Annotated in this window: 16 protein-coding genes; 7 read left to right on the top strand and 9 right to left on the bottom strand. The window is 66.5% G+C overall.

Annotation, left to right across the window (positions count from 1 at the left end; all coding sequences use genetic code 11):
- Positions 1-5: 5 nt before the first annotated feature.
- The 7 genes from VIK36_RS03425 to VIK36_RS03455 all read right to left on the bottom strand — a co-directional run bounded on the left by VIK36_RS03425 (position 6) and on the right by VIK36_RS03455 (position 7998).
- Positions 6-1523 (bottom strand): amino acid permease, encoded by a 1518-nt coding sequence (locus VIK36_RS03425; RefSeq protein WP_324644058.1) that lies wholly within the window; start codon positions 1521-1523, stop codon positions 6-8.
- Positions 1524-1568: 45 nt separating this feature from the next.
- The gene (locus VIK36_RS03430; protein WP_255174380.1) at positions 1569-2522 is read right to left on the bottom strand and encodes a glutaminase; all 954 of its coding nucleotides are present in this window, start codon (positions 2520-2522) and stop codon (positions 1569-1571) included.
- Complete coding sequence (locus VIK36_RS03435; protein ID WP_324644059.1) at positions 2519-4114, bottom strand: helix-turn-helix domain-containing protein; 1596 nt, start codon at positions 4112-4114, stop codon at positions 2519-2521. The genes VIK36_RS03430 and VIK36_RS03435 overlap by 4 nt, the downstream gene beginning before the upstream one ends.
- A gap of 243 nt (positions 4115-4357) precedes the next feature.
- Positions 4358-5116 carry a maleylpyruvate isomerase family mycothiol-dependent enzyme gene (locus VIK36_RS03440; RefSeq protein WP_324644060.1) on the bottom strand — a complete coding sequence of 253 codons (759 nt, stop codon included), beginning with the start codon at positions 5114-5116 and terminating at the stop codon, positions 4358-4360.
- Positions 5116-5943 carry a fumarylacetoacetate hydrolase family protein gene (locus tag VIK36_RS03445; RefSeq protein WP_324644061.1) on the bottom strand — a complete coding sequence of 276 codons (828 nt, stop codon included), beginning with the start codon at positions 5941-5943 and terminating at the stop codon, positions 5116-5118. Before VIK36_RS03445 ends, VIK36_RS03440 begins: the two co-directional genes overlap by 1 nt.
- The gene (locus VIK36_RS03450) at positions 5943-7073 is read right to left on the bottom strand and encodes a cupin domain-containing protein (RefSeq protein ID WP_324644062.1); all 1131 of its coding nucleotides are present in this window, start codon (positions 7071-7073) and stop codon (positions 5943-5945) included. The genes VIK36_RS03445 and VIK36_RS03450 overlap by 1 nt, the downstream gene beginning before the upstream one ends.
- Before the next feature lie 118 nt (positions 7074-7191).
- Complete coding sequence (locus tag VIK36_RS03455) at positions 7192-7998, bottom strand: IclR family transcriptional regulator (RefSeq protein WP_324644063.1); 807 nt, start codon at positions 7996-7998, stop codon at positions 7192-7194.
- A gap of 48 nt (positions 7999-8046) precedes the next feature.
- On the opposite strand from VIK36_RS03455, the gene VIK36_RS03460 reads away from it, so the two are divergent.
- Both VIK36_RS03460 and VIK36_RS03465 read left to right on the top strand, forming a co-directional pair.
- Positions 8047-9342, top strand: a complete 1296-nt coding sequence (locus tag VIK36_RS03460) for an aromatic acid/H+ symport family MFS transporter (protein ID WP_324644064.1) — start codon at positions 8047-8049, stop codon at positions 9340-9342.
- Positions 9335-10582: an FAD-dependent monooxygenase gene (locus tag VIK36_RS03465; protein WP_324644065.1), complete on the top strand. Its 1248-nt coding sequence runs from the start codon at positions 9335-9337 to the stop codon at positions 10580-10582. Before VIK36_RS03460 ends, VIK36_RS03465 begins: the two co-directional genes overlap by 8 nt.
- Positions 10583-10702: 120 nt before the next feature.
- Here the strand turns inward: VIK36_RS03465 and VIK36_RS03470 are convergent, their stop codons facing one another.
- The gene (locus VIK36_RS03470; protein ID WP_324644066.1) at positions 10703-11239 is read right to left on the bottom strand and encodes a hypothetical protein; all 537 of its coding nucleotides are present in this window, start codon (positions 11237-11239) and stop codon (positions 10703-10705) included.
- Between the two features lie 352 nt (positions 11240-11591).
- Between VIK36_RS03470 and VIK36_RS03475 the strand changes: the two genes are divergently transcribed.
- Positions 11592-12632 carry an LLM class flavin-dependent oxidoreductase gene (locus VIK36_RS03475; RefSeq protein WP_324644067.1) on the top strand — a complete coding sequence of 347 codons (1041 nt, stop codon included), beginning with the start codon at positions 11592-11594 and terminating at the stop codon, positions 12630-12632.
- A 37-nt stretch (positions 12633-12669) separates the two neighbouring features.
- Entirely contained in the window at positions 12670-13296 is a 627-nt protein-coding gene (locus VIK36_RS03480) for a serine esterase (RefSeq protein ID WP_324644068.1), read from the top strand.
- A gap of 124 nt (positions 13297-13420) precedes the next feature.
- Here VIK36_RS03480 and VIK36_RS03485 read toward each other — a convergent pair whose 3' ends face one another.
- A complete protein-coding gene (locus VIK36_RS03485) occupies positions 13421-14476 on the bottom strand; it encodes a LacI family DNA-binding transcriptional regulator (protein WP_324644069.1) in 1056 nt (351 codons plus the stop codon).
- A 222-nt stretch (positions 14477-14698) separates the two neighbouring features.
- Here VIK36_RS03485 and VIK36_RS03490 point away from each other — a divergent pair, with 222 nt between their 5' ends.
- From VIK36_RS03490 to VIK36_RS03500, 3 genes are read left to right on the top strand one after another with little or no spacing between them, the layout of a single operon-like run.
- Positions 14699-16060, top strand: coding sequence for an ABC transporter substrate-binding protein (locus VIK36_RS03490; protein ID WP_324644070.1), 1362 nt, complete (start codon positions 14699-14701; stop codon positions 16058-16060).
- Positions 16061-16066: 6 nt separating this feature from the next.
- Complete coding sequence (locus VIK36_RS03495) at positions 16067-17077, top strand: carbohydrate ABC transporter permease (protein WP_255174393.1); 1011 nt, start codon at positions 16067-16069, stop codon at positions 17075-17077.
- Positions 17074-17997 (top strand): carbohydrate ABC transporter permease, encoded by a 924-nt coding sequence (locus VIK36_RS03500; protein ID WP_324644071.1) that lies wholly within the window; start codon positions 17074-17076, stop codon positions 17995-17997. The genes VIK36_RS03495 and VIK36_RS03500 overlap by 4 nt, the downstream gene beginning before the upstream one ends.
- Positions 17998-17999 lie beyond the last annotated feature (2 nt).

Here is a 17999-nt window from a genome sequence, read left to right on the forward strand (position 1 = left end):
TGTGGTCAGGAAATGGGCGTCCGGTTGGCGATCACGGGTGCTGTCCCGGTGAAGCCTTCGCGGGTTTCGGCGATTTGGCGGATGCGGTGGCGGCAGGCGTACCAGCCGATGACCATGAGCACGGACGCGATGGCGGTGACGAGCATGGTCAGGGGTGAGTCGATGAAGACCATGACCAGGACGCCGACGAGGAAGACCAGCGACAGGTAGCCGGTGTAGGGGGCGCCGAACATCCGGAAGGAGGGGCGCTCCACCCAGCCCTTGTCCGCCCAGCGTTTGAGCTGGATCTGGCAGAGGACGATGGTGGCCCAGGTCATGATGATGCCCACGGAGGCGATGTTCAGCACGATCTCGAAGGCGTCGGCCGGGACGAGGTAGTTCAGCGGGACGCCGAGGAGGGAGACGACGGCGGTGATGGCGATGCCGCCGTAGGGGACGCCTGCCTTGTTCATGCGGGAGGCGAACTTAGGGGCCGAGCCGTTCACGGACATGGAGCGCAGGATCCGGCCGGTGGAGTAGAGCCCGGCGTTCAGCGAGGACAGGGCGGCGGTGAGGACCACGAGGTTCATGATCACGTCCACGCCCTGGACGCCGATGGAGCCGAAGAACGTCACGAAGGGGCTGACGCCCTTCTGGTAGGAGGTGAAGGGCAGCAGCAAGGCCAGCAGGATCACGGAGCCGACGTAGAACACGGCGATGCGGAAGACCACGGAGTTGATGGCCTTGGGCATGATCTTTTCGGGGTTTTCGGTTTCGCCGGCGGCGGTGCCGACCAGTTCGATGGAGGCGTAGGCGAACAGGACGCCCTGCATGAGGATGATCATGGGCAGCAGGCCGTTGGGGAAGATCCCGCCGTTATCGGACAGGAGGCTGATGCCGACCTGCTGGCCGTCCACGGGGGTGCCGAAGATGACGAAGTAGGTGCCGATGATGAGGAACGCGACGAGGGCGGCGACCTTGATCAGGGCGAACCAGAATTCCATTTCGCCGAAGACCTTCACGGAGACCAGGTTCAGGGCCAGGACCACGATGAGGGCGGTCAGTGCCCAGGCCCACTGCGGGACGTCGGCCATCCAGGGGATGTAGTTGCCGAAGAAGTGCATGTAGAGGGCGGCGGCGGTGATGTCCACGATGGTGGTGGTGGCCCAGTTGATCCAGTAGAACCAGCCGGAGACGAACGCGGCCTTTTCGCCGAAGAACTCACGGGCGTAGGAAACGAACGAGCCCGAGGAAGGCCGGTGCAGGACCAGTTCGCCCAGGGCGCGCAGGATCAGGAACGCGAAGAACCCGCACACCGCGTACGCGATGACCAGGGACGGGCCCGCCGCGTTGAGCCGGCCGCCGGCGCCGAGGAACAGGCCGGTACCGATCGCACCGCCGATCGCGATCATCTGGATCTGCCGCGGCTTGAGGTTCTTGTGGTAACCCTTGTCCTCCGCGTGCAGGGAGGTCTCAGACGCATGCGCGTGACCACCATCAATAACGTGGTCGAACTCAACCTCTTCATTGGGGTTGTTGGGCATGGGTATTCCTTTCGATCCGGGGAAGATCTTGCTGGATGGGGAAACTTAGAAGACTGACCAGCCGGTGCGGTCGGAGAGGTCGGCCAGGGCGGCGGTGCCGGCAAGGGAGTTGCCTTTGGCGTCCAGGCGGGGGCTCCAGACGCAGATGGCGCACTGGCCCGGGACGATCACCAGGATCCCGCCACCTACTCCGCTCTTGCCGGGCAGGCCCACCCGGTAGGCGAACTCGCCGGCGGCGTCATACATGCCGCAGGTCAGCATGATGGAACCGATCCGCTTGGCCTCGCTGGGGGACAGCACCCTGCCGGTTGTTCCCTGGCCGTCGTTGGCGAGGAACAGGCCGGCCCTGGCCAGCTGGACGCAGGTCATCATGATGGAGCACTGGCGGACGTAGTTCTCCACCACTGCCGCGGCCGGCTGGGTGAGGTTGCCAAAATCCTTGAGGAAGTGCGCCAGGGCCAGGTTGCGGCTGCTGCTGGCCAGCTCGCCGGCAGCAGCGGCTTCATCGATGAACGGTGCGCGGGAGCCTCGCTCCGCCTCATGGCTCCCCGCTTGTTCGGTGAGGAACCGCAGGAGCTGCGTGGCGGCGTCGGGCGTCTCTTCCAGTAGGTGGTCGGTGACCACCAGGGCGCCGGCGTTGATGAACGGATTGCGGGGGATGCCCTTCTCGGCTTCCAGCTGGACCAGCGAGTTGAAGGACGTTCCGGAGGGTTCGCGCAGCACCCGGGACCAAAGAGCGGTGGATCTGCCGCCCTGCAGGGCCATGGCCAGGGTGAATACCTTGGAAATGCTTTGGATGGAAAAGGGAACGCCGGCGTCCCCGGAGCTGAAGACCTCGCCGGAGGTGGTGGCGACAGCGATGCCGAAGCGGTCGAACGGGACCGTGGCAAGGAAAGGGATGTTTCCGGGAACGCTGCCGGCGTTCTGCCTGGGCCGGTGGCGCCGGACGATGTCCTCAAGGAGGACGCCCAGGGGCGGTGCGCTGAGTATGGTGCTCATTTCCTGCCTGAATTGTCGGTGGAGGCGGCCCACTCCTGGAGATGGAGCAGGGCCACCAGTGAGTCGCGGGGGTTGCCGAAGTCCAGGCCGGTGACCCTGGCCGCCTTGGCAACGCGGTAGTAGACGGTGTTTTTGTGCAGGTTCATGTGTTTGGCGCATTCGGAGACGTCGAAGCAGGCGTCGAAGTAGGCCTGCAGGGTTGCTGCGAGTTCGGCATCCTCCTGGAGCAGCGCCGCCATGCTGCGGTGCCGGAAGGGTGAGCTGTGGAAGTTACGTACGGCCTCGCGGTAGAGGATTTCCGCCTCGAAATCGTCAACGGTGGCCACCGTGCCCGGTGTGGCGTTCCGCACGCAGGCCAGCAGCGCTTCAGTGATGCCGGTGACCCCGTGGATGGACAGCAGGTCCGGCGCCAGCGGTCCGACGGCGGCGAAGGGAATGATGCCCAGGTGCTTGCGGGCATCCTTGACCACCGCTTCGGCAAGTGCCCTCAGCCCCGCTTCCGCCGTGCTGGACTGCAGGTCCGGCAGGATGATGGCCGTGTCACCGTTGAACTGGCCCACGACGGCGGATGCCTTGTACGCGGCGGCGTGGATGGAGGCCAGGTTGGCCAGCTCGCCGTGCTTGAGCGCGGCGTCGTCAGCCCGGGAGTCGGCGTCGGACATACCGATGAGGAGAAGCGCCGCGGGACGTTCGGAGGGGATCTTTCCGCTGTGGGCGCTGGCGGCGGCCTCGGCGGGACCTGACAGGATCCGTGCCACCCGGTCCTCCCGCATGTGGACGGACTGCTGGTTGCGGTAGCGGATCAGTTCGGCGGAAACCCTGGCTGCGGATCCGGTGAGGACGTACTCCACGTCCGGGCCGAAGCCCTCTCCGGTCTCCTGGAGCCAGATGTAGCCCATGATCCGCTCCCCGGCGAAGAGCGCGATGGCCACCCGTTCACGCAGCCCGTCCTGGGGCCGGGCAGGCACGCGGACCGGCTGCCGGGTGCGGTGGAGTTCGCGGTATGCACCCAGGTCCTTGAGCAGCAGCTCGTACTTCCGGGGGCCGCGGCGGGACAGGATGGACGCTTTGCGGAGCTCGTCGATGTCGTTGGTGACCGTGGAGTACGCCAGGACCTTGTTGGCAGCGTCCTCGATCAGCACGTGGCTGGAGGTGAGCCTGGCCGTGGTCTGGGCGATGGCGAACAGGTCTTCCTCGAGCAGGGTGAGGACTTCGCTCTCGTAGCTGCGCGGCTGGATCCGGTCCTTTGCGATGGACAGCAGGCGGTCCCAGTCGGCGGCCGGATCAACCAGCAGGAGGCCCGAGCCCGCTGCCTGCAGGAGTTCTTCAGCTTCGGCGAGGTCTTCGCGGTTGCCCTTGACGGCGACTACCGGTGGCGGGTCTTTCAGGAGCCGCCGGAGCGCCGGCAGGGCGGAGCGGCCGCGGACACCGATGAGCAGGACAAACGCGCCGGCAGCCTGGACCGACTCGTCGTCGGCGTCGACAATAAGGAACCGTTCAATGGCCGGCGCCGACGGGGCTGGGCGGAGGATGAGGCTGGCGAAGCCAAGGGGGAGATCCGAGAGGATGTCATCCACCGTAACCGCGGCCATGGGTTTTCCTTTTGCGTCGATCCCGCCGGACGGCTCTGTCCGGTCACCCCATGCTATCCAGCGGCCGCCGTCCCGATTATGGACGCGGTCCCAAACGAGGGGATGGATTTTTGGTTTGCAGCCCGAGGCGAAGGCCGGCCGCGTGGGAGGAGTCCGGAGGGCAACGGCAAAGGCGGGCCAGCGTATGCTGGCCCGCCTTTGGTGCGGTGTGGCACATGGCTTGCCCGGGTGCTCGATTTATAGCTAGATCCAGGCCGGCGCCGGGGGCGCGGGGGTGACCGATCCGCCGTCGTGCTGTGCCGTGGTGCCGTTCGTGCCGCGGCCGGTGGCCCACTGCGCAATGGCGGCCAGGGAGCCGGACACCACGGTGGGGGAGGTGGCTGCCGTGTCACCGAAGACCAGCGCAGAGGGCTGCCCGGTGACCTCGACCACCAGGTCCTTGTCCGTCCCGCGGGCGTGCCAGGCGCCGGTGATGTCTGTCAGGAGCCGTTCCAGGACGGGTGCGGGGATGTCCTGGAACGTGGCGCCGTTGTCCAGGTCAACGGCGTGCACCCACACTTCCCTGGTGCGCATCCAGACGGTTTCTTCGGCGGGGACAGTCCTGCCCTGGACGGTCTTGACCTTGTGATGCCAGTTGTCGGCGGGCAGGTCGCGCCACTCGACGTTCAGGTGCACGGCGGAGTGGTCGAACAGGTTCCGCAGCGCGATGGGACTGAGCGTGGCGCCGAAGTCGATCTCGTGGTTGCGGACCTCCACCGAGGGGTACATGGGGGTCTCCACGCCGGTGGCTGCCCATTCGACCAGCCGTGCCACGGCCCGCGCGTTGTAGCCCACGTGGGCTACAACGTGGCGGCGGGTCCAGCCCGGCAGGAGCGAGTCCCCGTCCAGTTCCGCGTCCGTGAGCTCGTTGAGCTTGCGGGCGAAGAACGCGGTGCCGCGCCGGGCCTGCAGGAGCCCGTCGAGCAGGACGGGATCGGTGGTCTGGTCGTGCCGGGCAACCATCAGGCTTCCTTGACCACGCGGTTGGTCAGCTGGCCCAGGCCCTCGATGGTGGTGACCAGGACCTGGCCCTCCTGCAGGTAGCGCTTGGGGTCCTGGGCGTGGCCCACGCCGCCGGGGGTGCCGGTGGCGATCACGTCGCCCGGGTTCAGGGTGATGATGGTGGAGATGTAGGAGACCAGGAACTCCGGGGTGAACACCAGGTCCGAGGTGGGGGTGGACTGCTGGACTTCGCCGTCCACGGCGGAGGTCATCAGCGGGGCGGCCGTGAACTCGTCCTTGGTGACCAGGGCCGGCCCGAACGGGGTGGACTTCTCCCAGGTCTTGCCCTGCAGCCACTGGATGGTGCGGAACTGGTAGTCGCGCATGGAGACGTCGTTCAGCACGGAGTACCCGGCGATGTGCTCAGCGGCTTCGGACTCGGGGATGCGGCGGCCGGCCTTGCCGATGACGACGGCGAGTTCGGCTTCCCAGTCCACGGTGTCCGATTCCTGCGGCAGGGCCAGGTCGTCATTGGGGCCGATCAGGGACTCGGCATACTTGGCGAACAGGGTGGGGTGCTCGGGAACCTCCCGGCCCATTTCCTTGATGTGGTTGCGGTAGTTGTGGCCCACGCAGATGATCTTGCCGGGGGCGGGGACGACGGCGGCAAGGTCGGCGCCGTCGAGCGCATGCGTTGCGCCGTTGCCCGCCTTCGCCGTGGCTTCCCAGTTGGGGTCCTTCAGCAGGGCCCCGACGTCGGGGAAGCCGGGAATCTCGGTGAGGGTGTCGCCGTCCTGGCGGACTGCTGCGGTGCCGCCGTTGTCGAGGCGGAGGGTGAGGAGTTTCATTACTTGGTGCGTCCTTCGATGTAGGTGCGGTTGAAGTTCAGGCGCTCAAAGATGGGTGCGTCGCTGAACCGGAACAAATCAAACTCAGTCTCGGCCTGCAGGGACCAGGCTGCCCAGGACGGAACCACGAACAGGTCGCCCTTGGCCAGGACACGGGTTTCGCCGTTAAGGGTCACGGTGCCGGTGCCTTCGAAGACCTGCCAGACGCTGGAGCCCACCTCGCGGACGGTCTCGGTCCAGGCGCCGGCCCGCAAGCGGTGGAACTCCGCGCGGATGGTGGGCATGACATCCCCGCCGGTGGTGGGGTTGGTGTACCGGATGGCGGCGTGGCCCTGGGACACGGTGGCGGGATGGCCCTCGTCCTCCAGGAGCAGTTGCTCGCGCAGGGCGGCGTCGGTGTACTTCCACCGGTACGCGGCAATGGGGGAGTTCGTGGTGTTCTCCAGTCCGGAGAGGGGGCGCAGGCCGGGGTGGGCCCACAACCGCTCGGAACGGGAGATGTCCGGGGTGGCCTCGTCCGTGACGCGCTCGGTGCCGAATTCGAAGAACCCGGCATCGGCGTAGTGGACGAACGGGATGTCCAGGCCGTCGATCCAGGCCATGGGCTCATCGGTGTCGTTGTGGTGGCCGTGGAAGTTCCAGCCCGGGGTGAGCAGGAAGTCGCCGCGGGACATGCGGACGGGATCGCCGTTCACCACCGTCCACACGCCTTCACCTTCGACGACGAAGCGGAAGGCGTTCTGGGAGTGGCGGTGCTCCGGAGCGGTTTCGCGGCCGCCCAGGTACTGGATGGCGGCCCAGAGCGTGGGCGTGGCGTACGGGGTCCCGGCCAGGCCCGGGTTGGCCAGCGCGATGGCACGCCGTTCCCCGCCGCGGCCCACAGGCACCAGGTCGCCGGCGCGGGCAGCCAGCGGGTAGAGGTCATCCCACCGCCACACGTGCGGGACTGCCTTGGGCGACGGAACCATGGGCATCAGGTCCGCGATCTCCGTCCACAGCGGAATCAGGTTTTCCTTATTGAAATCCTTGTACAGCTGCTCCAGCTGGGCAGCCTCCTCGGGGGTGGGCTCGGGAACATGGTGTTCCTGTGCCACGGATTCGTGCGTTTGGTTTTCAGCGCTGATCGACACTGGCCTTCTCCTTGCGTACGGACTGACTGCGACGTGGATTCGACCCTAGGGAAGGCAGGCTGTGACCTCCAGCATATTCTGGCTGACAGAATTCGGCCGAAGGCCTTCCGGATAAGTGTCAGAGGTGCTGCGCCCCGTCCACCGGATTGGCCGCGATGTCCATCTCCAGCTGGCGCCGGGTTTCCATCATCACGCCCACCAGCCCGGCGTCGAACAGCGGCCGGAACCTGGCCACCGGAGTGGCCACGCTCAAGGCGCCCACCACCATGCCCCTGCCGTTGTGCAGCGCCATCCCAAAGGCGCTGATGCCCTCCTCGGTGCCCTCGAAGTTGGCGGCGAATCCGTTGGCCCGCACCGACTCAAGCTCGCGCAGGAACGCCGGGTACTCGGCGTCGGGAATATAGTCGCCGGCCAGCTCCGCGTTGGGGCTGCGGAACAGCTGTTCCAGCGCGGCCGGTTCCAGCTCGGCCAGGATGGCCTTGCCGCCCGACGCCTTGTGCGCCGGCAGCAACGTGCCCTGGCGGTCCCCGACCCGCAGGATATTCGAGCTTTCCACCGTGTCCAGGAAACGGACCTTGGTGCCCACCCGGATCATCAGGTTGACGGTCTCGTTGGTGCGGGCGCACAGGACTTCCATGTGGGGCCGGGAGATGTCCCGCAGCTGGCGGGTCCAGCTGAACCCGGCGGGGCCCGCGCCCATCGCCGGGCCCGGCACGTACCGGCGCGTTTCGTCCTGCACCGCGAAGCCGCGGTAGACCAGCATGGCCAGGAGCCGGTGGGCGGTGGACGGGGCCACGCCCAGTTCCGCGGCGGCGTCCTTGAGCCGCAGGCTGCCCACGTCGCGCAGGAGCTGCAGCAACTGCAGGGCGTTGTCCACCGCCTCAATGGAGTAGGTGGGCTTCCGTCGGGCCGGAAGATTCTGCATAACAGAATCTTATGTGCGGAGCGGTAAGGCTGCCAGCACAGTGGTGGGATGAATCACATAACTTCCGCTGCAGCGCCGCAGCGCACGGCCGCCCCCGCTCCGGGCGCCGGCCGTTCCGGGTTTCCCCGGCGTTCCGTGCTTGCCGTCCTGGTGTGCTGGCTGCTGGTCGTTTTCGACGGCTATGACCTGATCGTCTATGGGACGGTCCAGGGCTCGCTCATCAGCGATACCGGCTGGGGCATGACCAAGGCCACCGCCGGCACCATCGGGTCGATGGCCTTCATCGGCATGATGATCGGAGCGGTCTTCGCAGGCCGCATGTCCGATACCTGGGGCCGACGGCGCACCATCATCGGCTGCGCCGTCGTGTTCTCCCTCTTCACCATCCTTTGCGCCTTTGCCCCCAACGCGCCGGTCTTCGGCGGCCTGCGTCTCCTGGCAGGCATTGGCCTGGGCGGCCTGGTGCCCTCGGCCAACGCCCTGGTGGCAGAACTCGTTCCCGAAAAGTGGCGGTCCACCATCGCCACGCTCATGATGTCCGGCGTCCCCATCGGCGGCTCCATCGCAGCCCTCGTCGGCATCCCGCTGATTCCTGCCTTCGGCTGGCCGGTCATGTTCCTGGTCGCCGTCGTCGCCCTGGTGGTGGTCATCCCGCTGGGCATCCGCTACCTGCCGGAGACGCTGGCACCCGGCCCCAAGGGCGCAGCCCAGGGCAGCACCGCCAAGGACGCCGTCGGGTTCGGGTCCCTGCTTCGCGCGCCCTACCTCGGCACCAGCCTGCTGTTCGCCATCGGCACCCTGGTGACCCTCTTCGCCTGGTACGGGTTGGGCACCTGGCTGCCCAACCTCATGCAGCTGGCAGGCTACAACCTCGGGTCCGCCCTGACGTTCGCACTGGCTCTCAACCTGGGCGCCGTGGCGGGCTCGGTGCTCACCGCGTGGGCCGGCACCCGGTTCGGCCCCATCCCCACCGCGATCGCGGCAGCGGCCGTAGCCGCCATCGGATTGCTGGTCCTGGTGACCGGGCCGCCCGTCGCCGTCGTCTACCTCATGCTGGTGCTCGCCGGCGTGGGCACGCACGGCACCCAGTGCCTGATCATCGCCGCCGTGGCAAGCCACTACCCGGCACACCTGCGCGGCACCGCCCTTGGCTGGGCGCTCGGCGTGGGCCGGATCGGGGCCGTAGCCGCCCCGCAGGCCGGCGGGCTCCTGCTCGCAGCGGGCCTGGGCGTCAACTCGAACTTCCTGGCATTTGCCGGAGCAGCCGCAGCAGCAGCAGTCCTGCTCGCAGCCGTCAATACCAAAATCAAGAAATCAACAGCAGTAGGAGTTTCCAATGTCTAACCTCAAAGGGTCCACCGACGTCCTGGTAGTGGGCGGCGGCATGGCCGGGCTTGCCGGAGCGCTGGCGCTGCGCGAAAACGGCGCCGACGTCACCCTGGTTGAAGTGGCACCCGCCTTCGGCGAAGTCGGCGCCGGCCTGCAGATGGCCCCCAACGCCTCCCGCGTCCTCAAGCGCTGGGGCCTGCTGGAAAAGGCGCTGGAAATCGGCGTCCAGCCCAAGCACCTGGTGTTCCGCGACGCCATCACCGGCGAGGAACTCACCCGCCAGACCCTGGGCGGCGAGTTCGAGGAACGCTATGGCGCCCCCTACGTCGTGATCCACCGCAGCGACCTGCACCGGATTCTGCTCGAAGCCTGCCAGGAAGCCGGCGTCACCCTGGTGAACGACGTCCTGGTGCAGAAGGTGGAGACCGACGGCGACCGCGCCCGCGCCTACACCGCCAAGGGTGAGGTGTTCGAGGCTGACGCCATCCTGGCAGGGGACGGGCTGAAGTCCACCCTCCGCGCCACCGTTGCCAACGACGGCCCCGTCAACTCCGCCTATGTGGCGTACCGCGGCACCGTGCCCATCACCGAGGAAACCCCCGCCGCGGACCTGGAGGACGTCATCGTCTACCTCGGCCCGAACTGCCACCTGGTCCAGTACCCGCTCCGCAAGGGCCAGCTGCTCAACACCGTGGCAGTGTTCAAGTCCCCGTCGTTCGAGCGCGGCGAAGAGCAGTACGGCGGCGTGGACGAACTCCAGGCGGCCTACAAGGACTGCGTCCCCGCCGTGCAGAGAGCCCTGAAAAACCTGGCCACCGGCATCCGCTGGCCCATGTATGATCGCAACCCGATCGAGAACTGGGTTTCCGGCCGCATGGCACTGATCGGCGATGCCGCGCACCCGATGCTGCAGTACCTGGCCCAGGGTGCCTGCCAGGCGCTCGAGGACGCTGCAGTGCTGCAGGACGCCGCGCAGAACAAGGTCTTCACGCCCGAAGGCATCGACGCCGGTGCGTGGGAGGATGCCTTCCGCGAGTTCAACGAAACCCGGGCGGCCCGCACCGCACGAGTCCAGACCACCGCCCGGATCTGGGGCGAGTCCTGGCACGTGGACGGCGTGGCACGCGTCCTGCGGAACATGCTGTTCAAGAGCCGCGGCGACAACAACTTCCAGTACAACGACTGGCTGTACGGCCGCAACGCGCCGGGGGGCCCGGCGGAGGTTCCTGCCGGCGCCAAGCTCGTGGGAGCCTAAGCACCCCGATCCACAGGCCGGCGTACGACGGCGGGCGGCTCCCGGCGTCGTACGCCCGCCTTGCGTCGGGCCGGCGTCCGGCGCCCCGGGTCCACCGTGCGGCGTCCGACGTCAGGGAGGTTACGTGGGGCAGCTCAGGTCCGGATTGTAGGAAGCGAACATGCCGTCCGGGTTGTCCCGCCAGATCCACGCGTGAAGCGCATAAGAACCGGGGAACGGCCCGTCCTCGAAATCGAGGCCGGCGAGGGTGGGACGGTCGGCCGCCGTCGAGATGAATTCGGCAGCCACCAGCTCGTACTGCCCGTCCTCGTCAGGCATGTACACCAGGACCTCGGGCTTCCGGGCCTGGGTCTTGTCATCGATCAGTTCCTGCTTCGCGTAGTGGAAGCCCATGGCTCCCACGCCCGGTTTGTCAATGCATTCGGTGATCTTCCGGTATCCGTCCGCCTCCGCGTTCTCCAGCCAGCGGTAGTCGTCGGTGACGTCACGCAGGGCCCTGACCAGCCGGCGCTGATCGTCATTGTGCCGCCAGTCGTCACTCTGGTCCGGGTCCCCGTGCCCGGATCCGCCATGGGCCACAGCAGCTCCGGGAGCAAGTCCCAGGGCAAGCACGGCGGCGGACGCCATGGACAGCAGTCCCGTCCTGGTGTGTTTCATCGTTGATCTTTACCCCTTTCGAGACCGGTGTCTTCCGTCCAAGGGCTGCGACGCGGCGGGGATGTTCCCCCGTCCCGCAGCGGGATGCCGGCAGAATCCCCTGGAACTGCCGGTGAGGGTGCGGTGGGACGTCTCTTTCGTCCATCAATGCGAGTGGCGGGTCAAGTATGCTCCGGCGCCGAAACGGCCCGCTACGCTACGGGCAGGTAATAGGGACCCCCTGGTGCATCGCTTCCGGGGCGGAGGCCCCGGGGTGCACGCCCGTACCTATTTGCGGGTCCGGGGCAGGTCCCGGCGTCGATCGGCCGGCGCAGCTTCGGAATACTTCTGTAAAGTTGAATGTTCAACCAATATGGACTTCGGCATTTTTACCTTTGGTGAACTATCCCGCGACGGAATAACCGGACGCGCCCAGTCGCCGCACCAGCGGCTGGAAGAGATCATTGGGCTGGCCAAGCTTGCTGACCAGGCGGGCCTCAGCTTCCTGGGCCTGGGCGAGCACCACCGCCACGACTTCGCCTTGTCCGCCCCCGAGATGGTGCTGGCCGCGGTTGCCCGCGAGACCACCGACCTAAGGTTGAGCACCGCCGTCACCGTACTGTCCACCCAGGATCCGGTGCGGCTGTTCGAACAGTTCGCCACCCTGGACCTGGTTTCCGGCGGCCGCGCCGAGATCATCGCCGGGCGCGGCGCGTTCATCGAGTCCTACCCACTGTTCGGCTACGACACCGCCGATTACGACGCCCTCTTCGACGAAAAGCTGCGCATGCTGCTGCAGCTTCGGGACAACGCCACCCTGGACTGGCAGGGTACCTTGACCCAAACCATCCACGGCATGGACATTGCCCCGCGGCCGCTGCAGGAAAAACTTCCCGTCTGGGTAGGGGTCGGCGGCACGCCCGCAAGCTTCGCCCGCGCCGGACGGCTGGGCCTGCCCTTGTTTGTCGCGTTGCTGTCCGGACCCGAAAGGTTCCGCCGCCTGGTGGAGCTGTACCGGCACACCGCGGCCGAGGCCGGGCATGACGCCGCCGCCCTGCCGGTGGGTGCCGGCGGCCACTTCTACGTGGCCCCCACCTCCCAGCAGGCACGCGACACTTTCTACCCCTATTACCGGGCGTATTTCGAGCAGAACATGCCCCGGCCCGTGGACCACTTCCCGCGCTCAACCTTCGATGACTGGTCTGAACCCGGCGGCGGCCTGCTGGTGGGGAGCCCACAGCAGGTGGTGGAGAAGATCCTCGCCATCCACGAGGCACTGGGCACCAGCCGCTACATGGCCCAGATCGGACTGGGCGGCCTTCCGTTCGCCGAGACGGCACGTTCCATCGAGCTGCTCGCCACCGAGATCATGCCCGCAGTCAACCGGGAAATCGGGGCCCCGGCCCCTGCCTGACCCAAGCCATTTCCACCACCAACACCAAGGACACGATATGCACGCACCGTTCGCCGAACCCACCGTCGCCTGGCAGAGCCCCGACGATCCCAACCGCCCGCTCGTGGTGCTGCTGCACGGGCGCGGATCGAACGAATCAGGAATCATCGGACTGGCCAGCCACCTTCCCGCAGGCCACTCTTACGCAGCTGTCCGGGCGCCAATCCCGGCAGGGGGCGGGTTCGCCTGGTTCGCGAACCGGGGGACCGGGCGGCCCGTGGCCGAGTCCCTGGCCCAGACAATGGAATGGTTCCGGACCTGGCTGGACCCGATCGCCCCGGAAGGACGGCCGGTGATCCTGGTCGGCTTCAGTGGCGGTGCGGCGTTCGCGGGCGGGTTGATGCTGGCTGCTCCGCAGCGTTTCTCGGGCACTGCCATCCTCTACGGGACGCTGCCGTTCGAGGCTGGTGTGCCGACGTCGCCGGACCGCCTCTCCGGGGTTCATGTGTTCCTGGCCCACGGTGAAGCCGATACCGTCATCCCGGCTGACCTGCTGGGCCGCACCTGGGACTACCTCCTGGGGGCCTCCGGGGCGGATACCCACGCCCGCAAGGACCCGGGTGGGCACGCCCTCACCACGGAAACCGCCGCCGAACTTGGTGCGTGGATCACGGAACAGGCCTAGGTCACTCTGCCCTGGCCGGCCTTCGTCGCAGAGCAGGTGCTACCAGCTGTCCGCCAGCACTTCCAGGGCGTGCTCGCGGTTCGGTTCCATCTTGCGGCGGGTCCTGCCGTTCACTATGGGCTGATCAGGCCGGGGCAGGGCCTGTCGATTCCCTCACGGTCAGGTGCGTTGGCATGACGGCGAGCTGCCTGCTGGCACTTCCCGACAGCGGGTTGAGCTGCGCCAGCAGCATGGACACGGCCACCCTGCCCGCCTGCTCGATAGGGCTGGAGATCGTGGTCAACGGAGGATTGCAGAAGTCCGCGCCGAAGATGTCGTCCGAGCCAATGATGCTCATGTCGGCAGGAACCCGGATGCCGCGGGCCTGGAGGCGCTGGAGCATGCCGATGGCCAGCAGGTCGTTGAAGACGATGCAGGCTGTTGCCCCCGTCCTGACGGCCGCATCCGCCGCCGCCGCACCGGACGTGGTCTTTGGGGTGTAAGGGCCGATCCGGTGGACCTCCATGCCCCGTTTGGTCGCGTCCTCCTCGAAGACCTTCCACCGCATCTGGTTGGACCAGGAGGTGGGCGGTCCGGCCACATAGCAGACTTTGTGATGGCCCAGGGAGGCCAGGTGCTCAAGGGCCTGGATGATGGCAGAGGGAGTATCGATCATCACCGTCGGGGCGCTGGTGGAGGCGCGGTTGAACGTCACCAGGGGCTGCGACTGCGAGACCTCTGCAAGCTGGGCGTCCGTCAGGCGTGACGCGGCAAGGATGAAGCCGTCCGCGGACTTGCGCATCTTGTGCAGGGCATCGAGTTCCATCTCACTGGACTCCTCGGTGTCCACCAGGAGCTGGGTGACCCCGGCGGCCTTGAGCTGGTGCTGGGTGCCGCGGATGATGTCGAAATAGAACGGGTTGGTGATGTCGGGTACCAGGACGGCCACCGCGTTGGTCCGTCCGGAACTGAGACCGCGGGCCTGGGAGCTGGGCACGTAATTGAGCTCCGCGGCCGCTTCCTCGATCCGGATGCGGGTCCGCGGGTTGACCCGGTCGGGCCGCGCGAGGGCCCGCGACACGGTGGAGGTGGCCACCCCGGCGAGTTCCGCCACGTCCCGGATGGTGGGTGGGCGGTCCCGCCGGGTGCCCGTGTCAAGGCTTGCCGGGACTGACGACGCCGTCGCTGCTGGGTCTGCCATCGCTGGGCCTTCCTCGCGGACCGGGATAAAACCGGCCATGTGGGGTTTCCAAGGCTACTCGTTCCCGGAATCCTGTTGAACTCAATCTGAGCATTTATGGCAACTTTTGGCAACCGCTTGCCATGTACGTTGCCATCTTCCTAGACTGGCTTTCGAGTCGCCTGCAGTGATCTCCGCCACAGGACGGATGTGGCAATGCGGGTGTCCAAGAGGAGAAAAACAATGAGGTTTAAATCGACTACTGGGCTCGCGGCAATTGTTACGGCTGCAGCACTCGCCCTGACCGGTTGTGGATCCGGAGGCTCGGGTAACAGCGGAGGCTCCGGCAACGCCGGCGGGAAAGTGGACGGAACGGGCAAGACCCTCAATGTCCTGACCGGCGTCCTGGCCCAGTACCCCGAGCAGCAGAAACAGTGGCAGAGCGACATCGCCGCCAAGTTCAAGGCTGAAACCGGAGCCGACGTGAAGTTTGAGACCTTCGCTTCTGCCAATGACGAGCTCACCCGCATCCAGACCTCCGTGGTCTCGGGCCAGGGACCGGACGTTTACGGGCTCGGCACCACCTTCACCCCAACGGCCTACGCCACCAAGGCTTTCGTCACCCTCTCGGATGACGACTGGAAGGCAGTAGGCGGCAAGGACCGCTTCAACCAGGCCGCCCTCGGTATTTCCGGGCCGGACAAGGACCATATGGCCGGCATCCCCTTCGTGAGCCGTCCATTCGTGATGGCCTACAACAAGGACCTCCTGGCAGCAGCAGGCATCGACAAGCCCGCCACCAGTTGGGACGAACTGGCAGCCCAGGCAAAGAAGATGACCAAGGGCGACACCTACGGCATCGCCACCGGCTACAAGGACAACTACGACCCCTGGAAGTTCATCTGGGCCATGTCAGTCCAAGCCGGCAACCCTTTGGTCGATGGCAACAAACTGAAGATGGACGACCCCACCGTCAAGAAGGCCTACGAAACCTACTTCGGCTGGCTGACCGATGACAAGGTTGTTGACCCCGCCTCCGTGGGCTGGAGCAACAGCAACGCCGTGGCGGCCTTTGCCAGCGGCAAGGCGGGCTACCTGATGATGACCACGCCAAGCTCCATGCCCACGCTCGCAAAGTCGGAGGTTGCCAACAAGTATGAGTACACCTTGATGCCCACCATCGCCCCCGGTGAGACGCAGTCCAAGTCCGACGGCGACGCGGCCAGCATCCTCTCCGGCGACAACCTGGTGGTGGCTGACTACTCGAAGCAGAAGGACCTCGCCTTCGCCTACATCAAGCTGATCACGTCCAAGGATGAGCAGCTGAACTACCAGAAGATCTTCGGCGACCTGCCGGCCAACGCCGAGGCCCTCGCCAGCCTAACCGATCCGAAGCTCAAGCCGCTGGCTGACGCCGCTGCCAAGTCCAAGGCGACACCCTTTACCGGTGCCTGGGGCGACATCCAGCTGGGCCTTCTCAACGTCACGGTCCAGTCCGTTCCGGACCTGGCCGCCGGCAAGGTGGACGAGTCCGCCCTCGACCAAAGGATCAAGGACGCCCAGAACAAGGGCCAGGCATCCCTGGACCGCGCCTCCAAAGGATAAGTTCTGATGTCAACCGACGCCTCTCATGAAGTCCGGCTTGCGGCGGATCCCGCCGCAAGCCGGGCACCCCGGAATACCGACGACGCCGGGCAGCAGCCCGGGCACAAGGGCGGCCCGCGCCGCAAGGGCCTGAGCGAACGCAACCGCCCACTGTGGATGCTGATCCCGGGCGGAGCCCTGATGATCATCATCATCGTGGTCCCGCTGCTGCTGGGCATCTACATGTCAGTCCTCAACCTGGACCAGTACACCCTGCGGAAATGGATCAGCGCGCCGCTCATCGGAGCCGAAAACTTCGTTGAAGCAGTCACGGATTCGCCCCTGCTCCACGCGGTCTGGCTCAGTGTCAGCTACTCGCTCCTGGCAATGGTGGTGACGCTGCCGCTCGGCATCGCCGCCGCGGTGGCCACGCAGAACGCCTTCAAGGGCCGGGCGGTGATCCGCTCGATCTTCCTCATCCCGTACGTCCTCCCATCCTTCGTGGTGGCAACGGTCTGGCGGACCATGCTCCAGCCCGGCGGAATCGTGGACGAGGCCCTGGGCGCCGTGGGGATCCACGTGGGTCTGTGGCTCAACGGACCGCAGACCTTCTGGACGCTGGTCCTGGTCCAGATCTGGGCGTCCTGGCCGTTCATCTACCTGCTGGCGCTGTCCGGCCTGCAGTCAGTTGACCATGAGGTGCATGAGGCCTCGGCCCTGGACGGTGCACTGTGGTGGAACAAGCTGCGGTACGTGGTTTTCCCCTACCTGAAGGGCCCGCTGTCGCTGGCCTTCCTGATCGGGATGCTGCACCACATCAACAACTTCACCCTCCCGTTCGTGCTCTTCGGCGTCCCGGCCCCCGCGGACGTCGAAGTCCTCCCCATCCTGACGTACGTCACGAGCTTCCAGAGCTTCCGGTTTGGCCTAAGCGCCGCGATGGCCTTCATCTCCCTGGTGCTCATCGCCATCCCGCTGTTCGTCTACCTGCGTGCCGTCAAGCTTGACGACGCCGAAACACCAGGAGGCAAGAAATGAGCGCCACGACAGCCACTCGGCGGAGTACGCCGACCTTCGAAGTCGACCGTCCCGGCTCGCACCGGCAGCACGAGGTGCTGCGGCTACTCCCGACCCCGCTGCTGATTTTCGTTCTGGTGTTCCTGGGCGTCCTGGTCCTGACTCCTGTGCTGTACATCTTCCTGGCCTCGGTGAACTCGGACATCGGGGTGGCCAACGGCGAGTTCTGGCCATCTACGGTCACGTTCGAGAACTACTCGAAGATCTGGACCAGCGTGGGCCTTGCCACGGGCCTCACCAACAGTGTGCTGGTGGCCGGCGCAACCGCAGTGGTGTCCGCCGCGCTGTCCGTGTCCACCGCGTTCGTCCTGGTCCGCTACACCTTCCGCGGGCGGCTGACCATCCTGCGGGGCCTGCTGGCCCTGCAGTCGGTGCCCGGAACCCTCATGGTGCTGCCGGTCTTCGTCCTGTTTTCCTCGGCTTCCACCTACCTCGGGATCCAGGTGATCGGAACCCAGTGGGGACTGTTCGTCACCTACCTGACGTTCGCCATGCCGTTCTCCACCTGGGTGATGGTCACCTACCTCCGCGGGCTTCCCAAGGAACTGGAAGAGGCAGCCCGCATCGACGGAGCGTCCAACCTCGGAGTGCTTTTCCGGATCATCCTCCCGCTGAGCTGGCCCGGCATCGTCGTCTCCGGCATCTTCGCCTTCCTGCTCGGCTGGAACGACGTCCTGTTCGCCTCGGTGATGACCCGTCCGGAAAGCCAGACCGCCGCCGTCGCACTCCAGATCTTCGGTGCTTCACAGGAAGGTGGCGCCATTCCCTACTACGGCCAGATGATGGCGGCGGCCCTGGTGTGCGCCGCGCCGGTGGTCATTCTCTACCTGATATTCCAGCGTTACCTAGTAGGCGGCCTGACCGCCGGAGGAGTTAAATAACC

It is taken from the genome of Pseudarthrobacter sp. LT1 (assembly GCF_035621795.1).
In the GTDB taxonomy this organism is placed as follows: domain Bacteria; phylum Actinomycetota; class Actinomycetes; order Actinomycetales; family Micrococcaceae; genus Arthrobacter.

What these genes read in the sequence shown, in the direction of transcription:
- VIK36_RS03425 (WP_324644058.1), bottom strand. Translation starts at nt 1,523, where the DNA reads ATGCCCAACAACCCCAATGAAGAGGTTGAGTTCGACCACGTTATTGAT.
- VIK36_RS03430 (WP_255174380.1), bottom strand. Translation starts at nt 2,522, where the DNA reads ATGAGCACCATACTCAGCGCACCGCCCCTGGGCGTCCTCCTTGAGGAC.
- VIK36_RS03435 (WP_324644059.1), bottom strand. Translation starts at nt 4,114, where the DNA reads ATGGCCGCGGTTACGGTGGATGACATCCTCTCGGATCTCCCCCTTGGC.
- VIK36_RS03440 (WP_324644060.1), bottom strand. Translation starts at nt 5,116, where the DNA reads ATGGTTGCCCGGCACGACCAGACCACCGATCCCGTCCTGCTCGACGGG.
- VIK36_RS03445 (WP_324644061.1), bottom strand. Translation starts at nt 5,943, where the DNA reads ATGAAACTCCTCACCCTCCGCCTCGACAACGGCGGCACCGCAGCAGTC.
- VIK36_RS03455 (WP_324644063.1), bottom strand. Translation starts at nt 7,998, where the DNA reads ATGCAGAATCTTCCGGCCCGACGGAAGCCCACCTACTCCATTGAGGCG.
- VIK36_RS03460 (WP_324644064.1), top strand. Translation starts at nt 8,047, where the DNA reads ATGAATCACATAACTTCCGCTGCAGCGCCGCAGCGCACGGCCGCCCCC.
- VIK36_RS03465 (WP_324644065.1), top strand. Translation starts at nt 9,335, where the DNA reads ATGTCTAACCTCAAAGGGTCCACCGACGTCCTGGTAGTGGGCGGCGGC.
- VIK36_RS03470 (WP_324644066.1), bottom strand. Translation starts at nt 11,239, where the DNA reads ATGAAACACACCAGGACGGGACTGCTGTCCATGGCGTCCGCCGCCGTG.
- VIK36_RS03475 (WP_324644067.1), top strand. Translation starts at nt 11,592, where the DNA reads ATGGACTTCGGCATTTTTACCTTTGGTGAACTATCCCGCGACGGAATA.
- VIK36_RS03480 (WP_324644068.1), top strand. Translation starts at nt 12,670, where the DNA reads ATGCACGCACCGTTCGCCGAACCCACCGTCGCCTGGCAGAGCCCCGAC.
- VIK36_RS03485 (WP_324644069.1), bottom strand. Translation starts at nt 14,476, where the DNA reads ATGGCAGACCCAGCAGCGACGGCGTCGTCAGTCCCGGCAAGCCTTGAC.
- VIK36_RS03490 (WP_324644070.1), top strand. Translation starts at nt 14,699, where the DNA reads ATGAGGTTTAAATCGACTACTGGGCTCGCGGCAATTGTTACGGCTGCA.
- VIK36_RS03495 (WP_255174393.1), top strand. Translation starts at nt 16,067, where the DNA reads ATGTCAACCGACGCCTCTCATGAAGTCCGGCTTGCGGCGGATCCCGCC.
- VIK36_RS03500 (WP_324644071.1), top strand. Translation starts at nt 17,074, where the DNA reads ATGAGCGCCACGACAGCCACTCGGCGGAGTACGCCGACCTTCGAAGTC.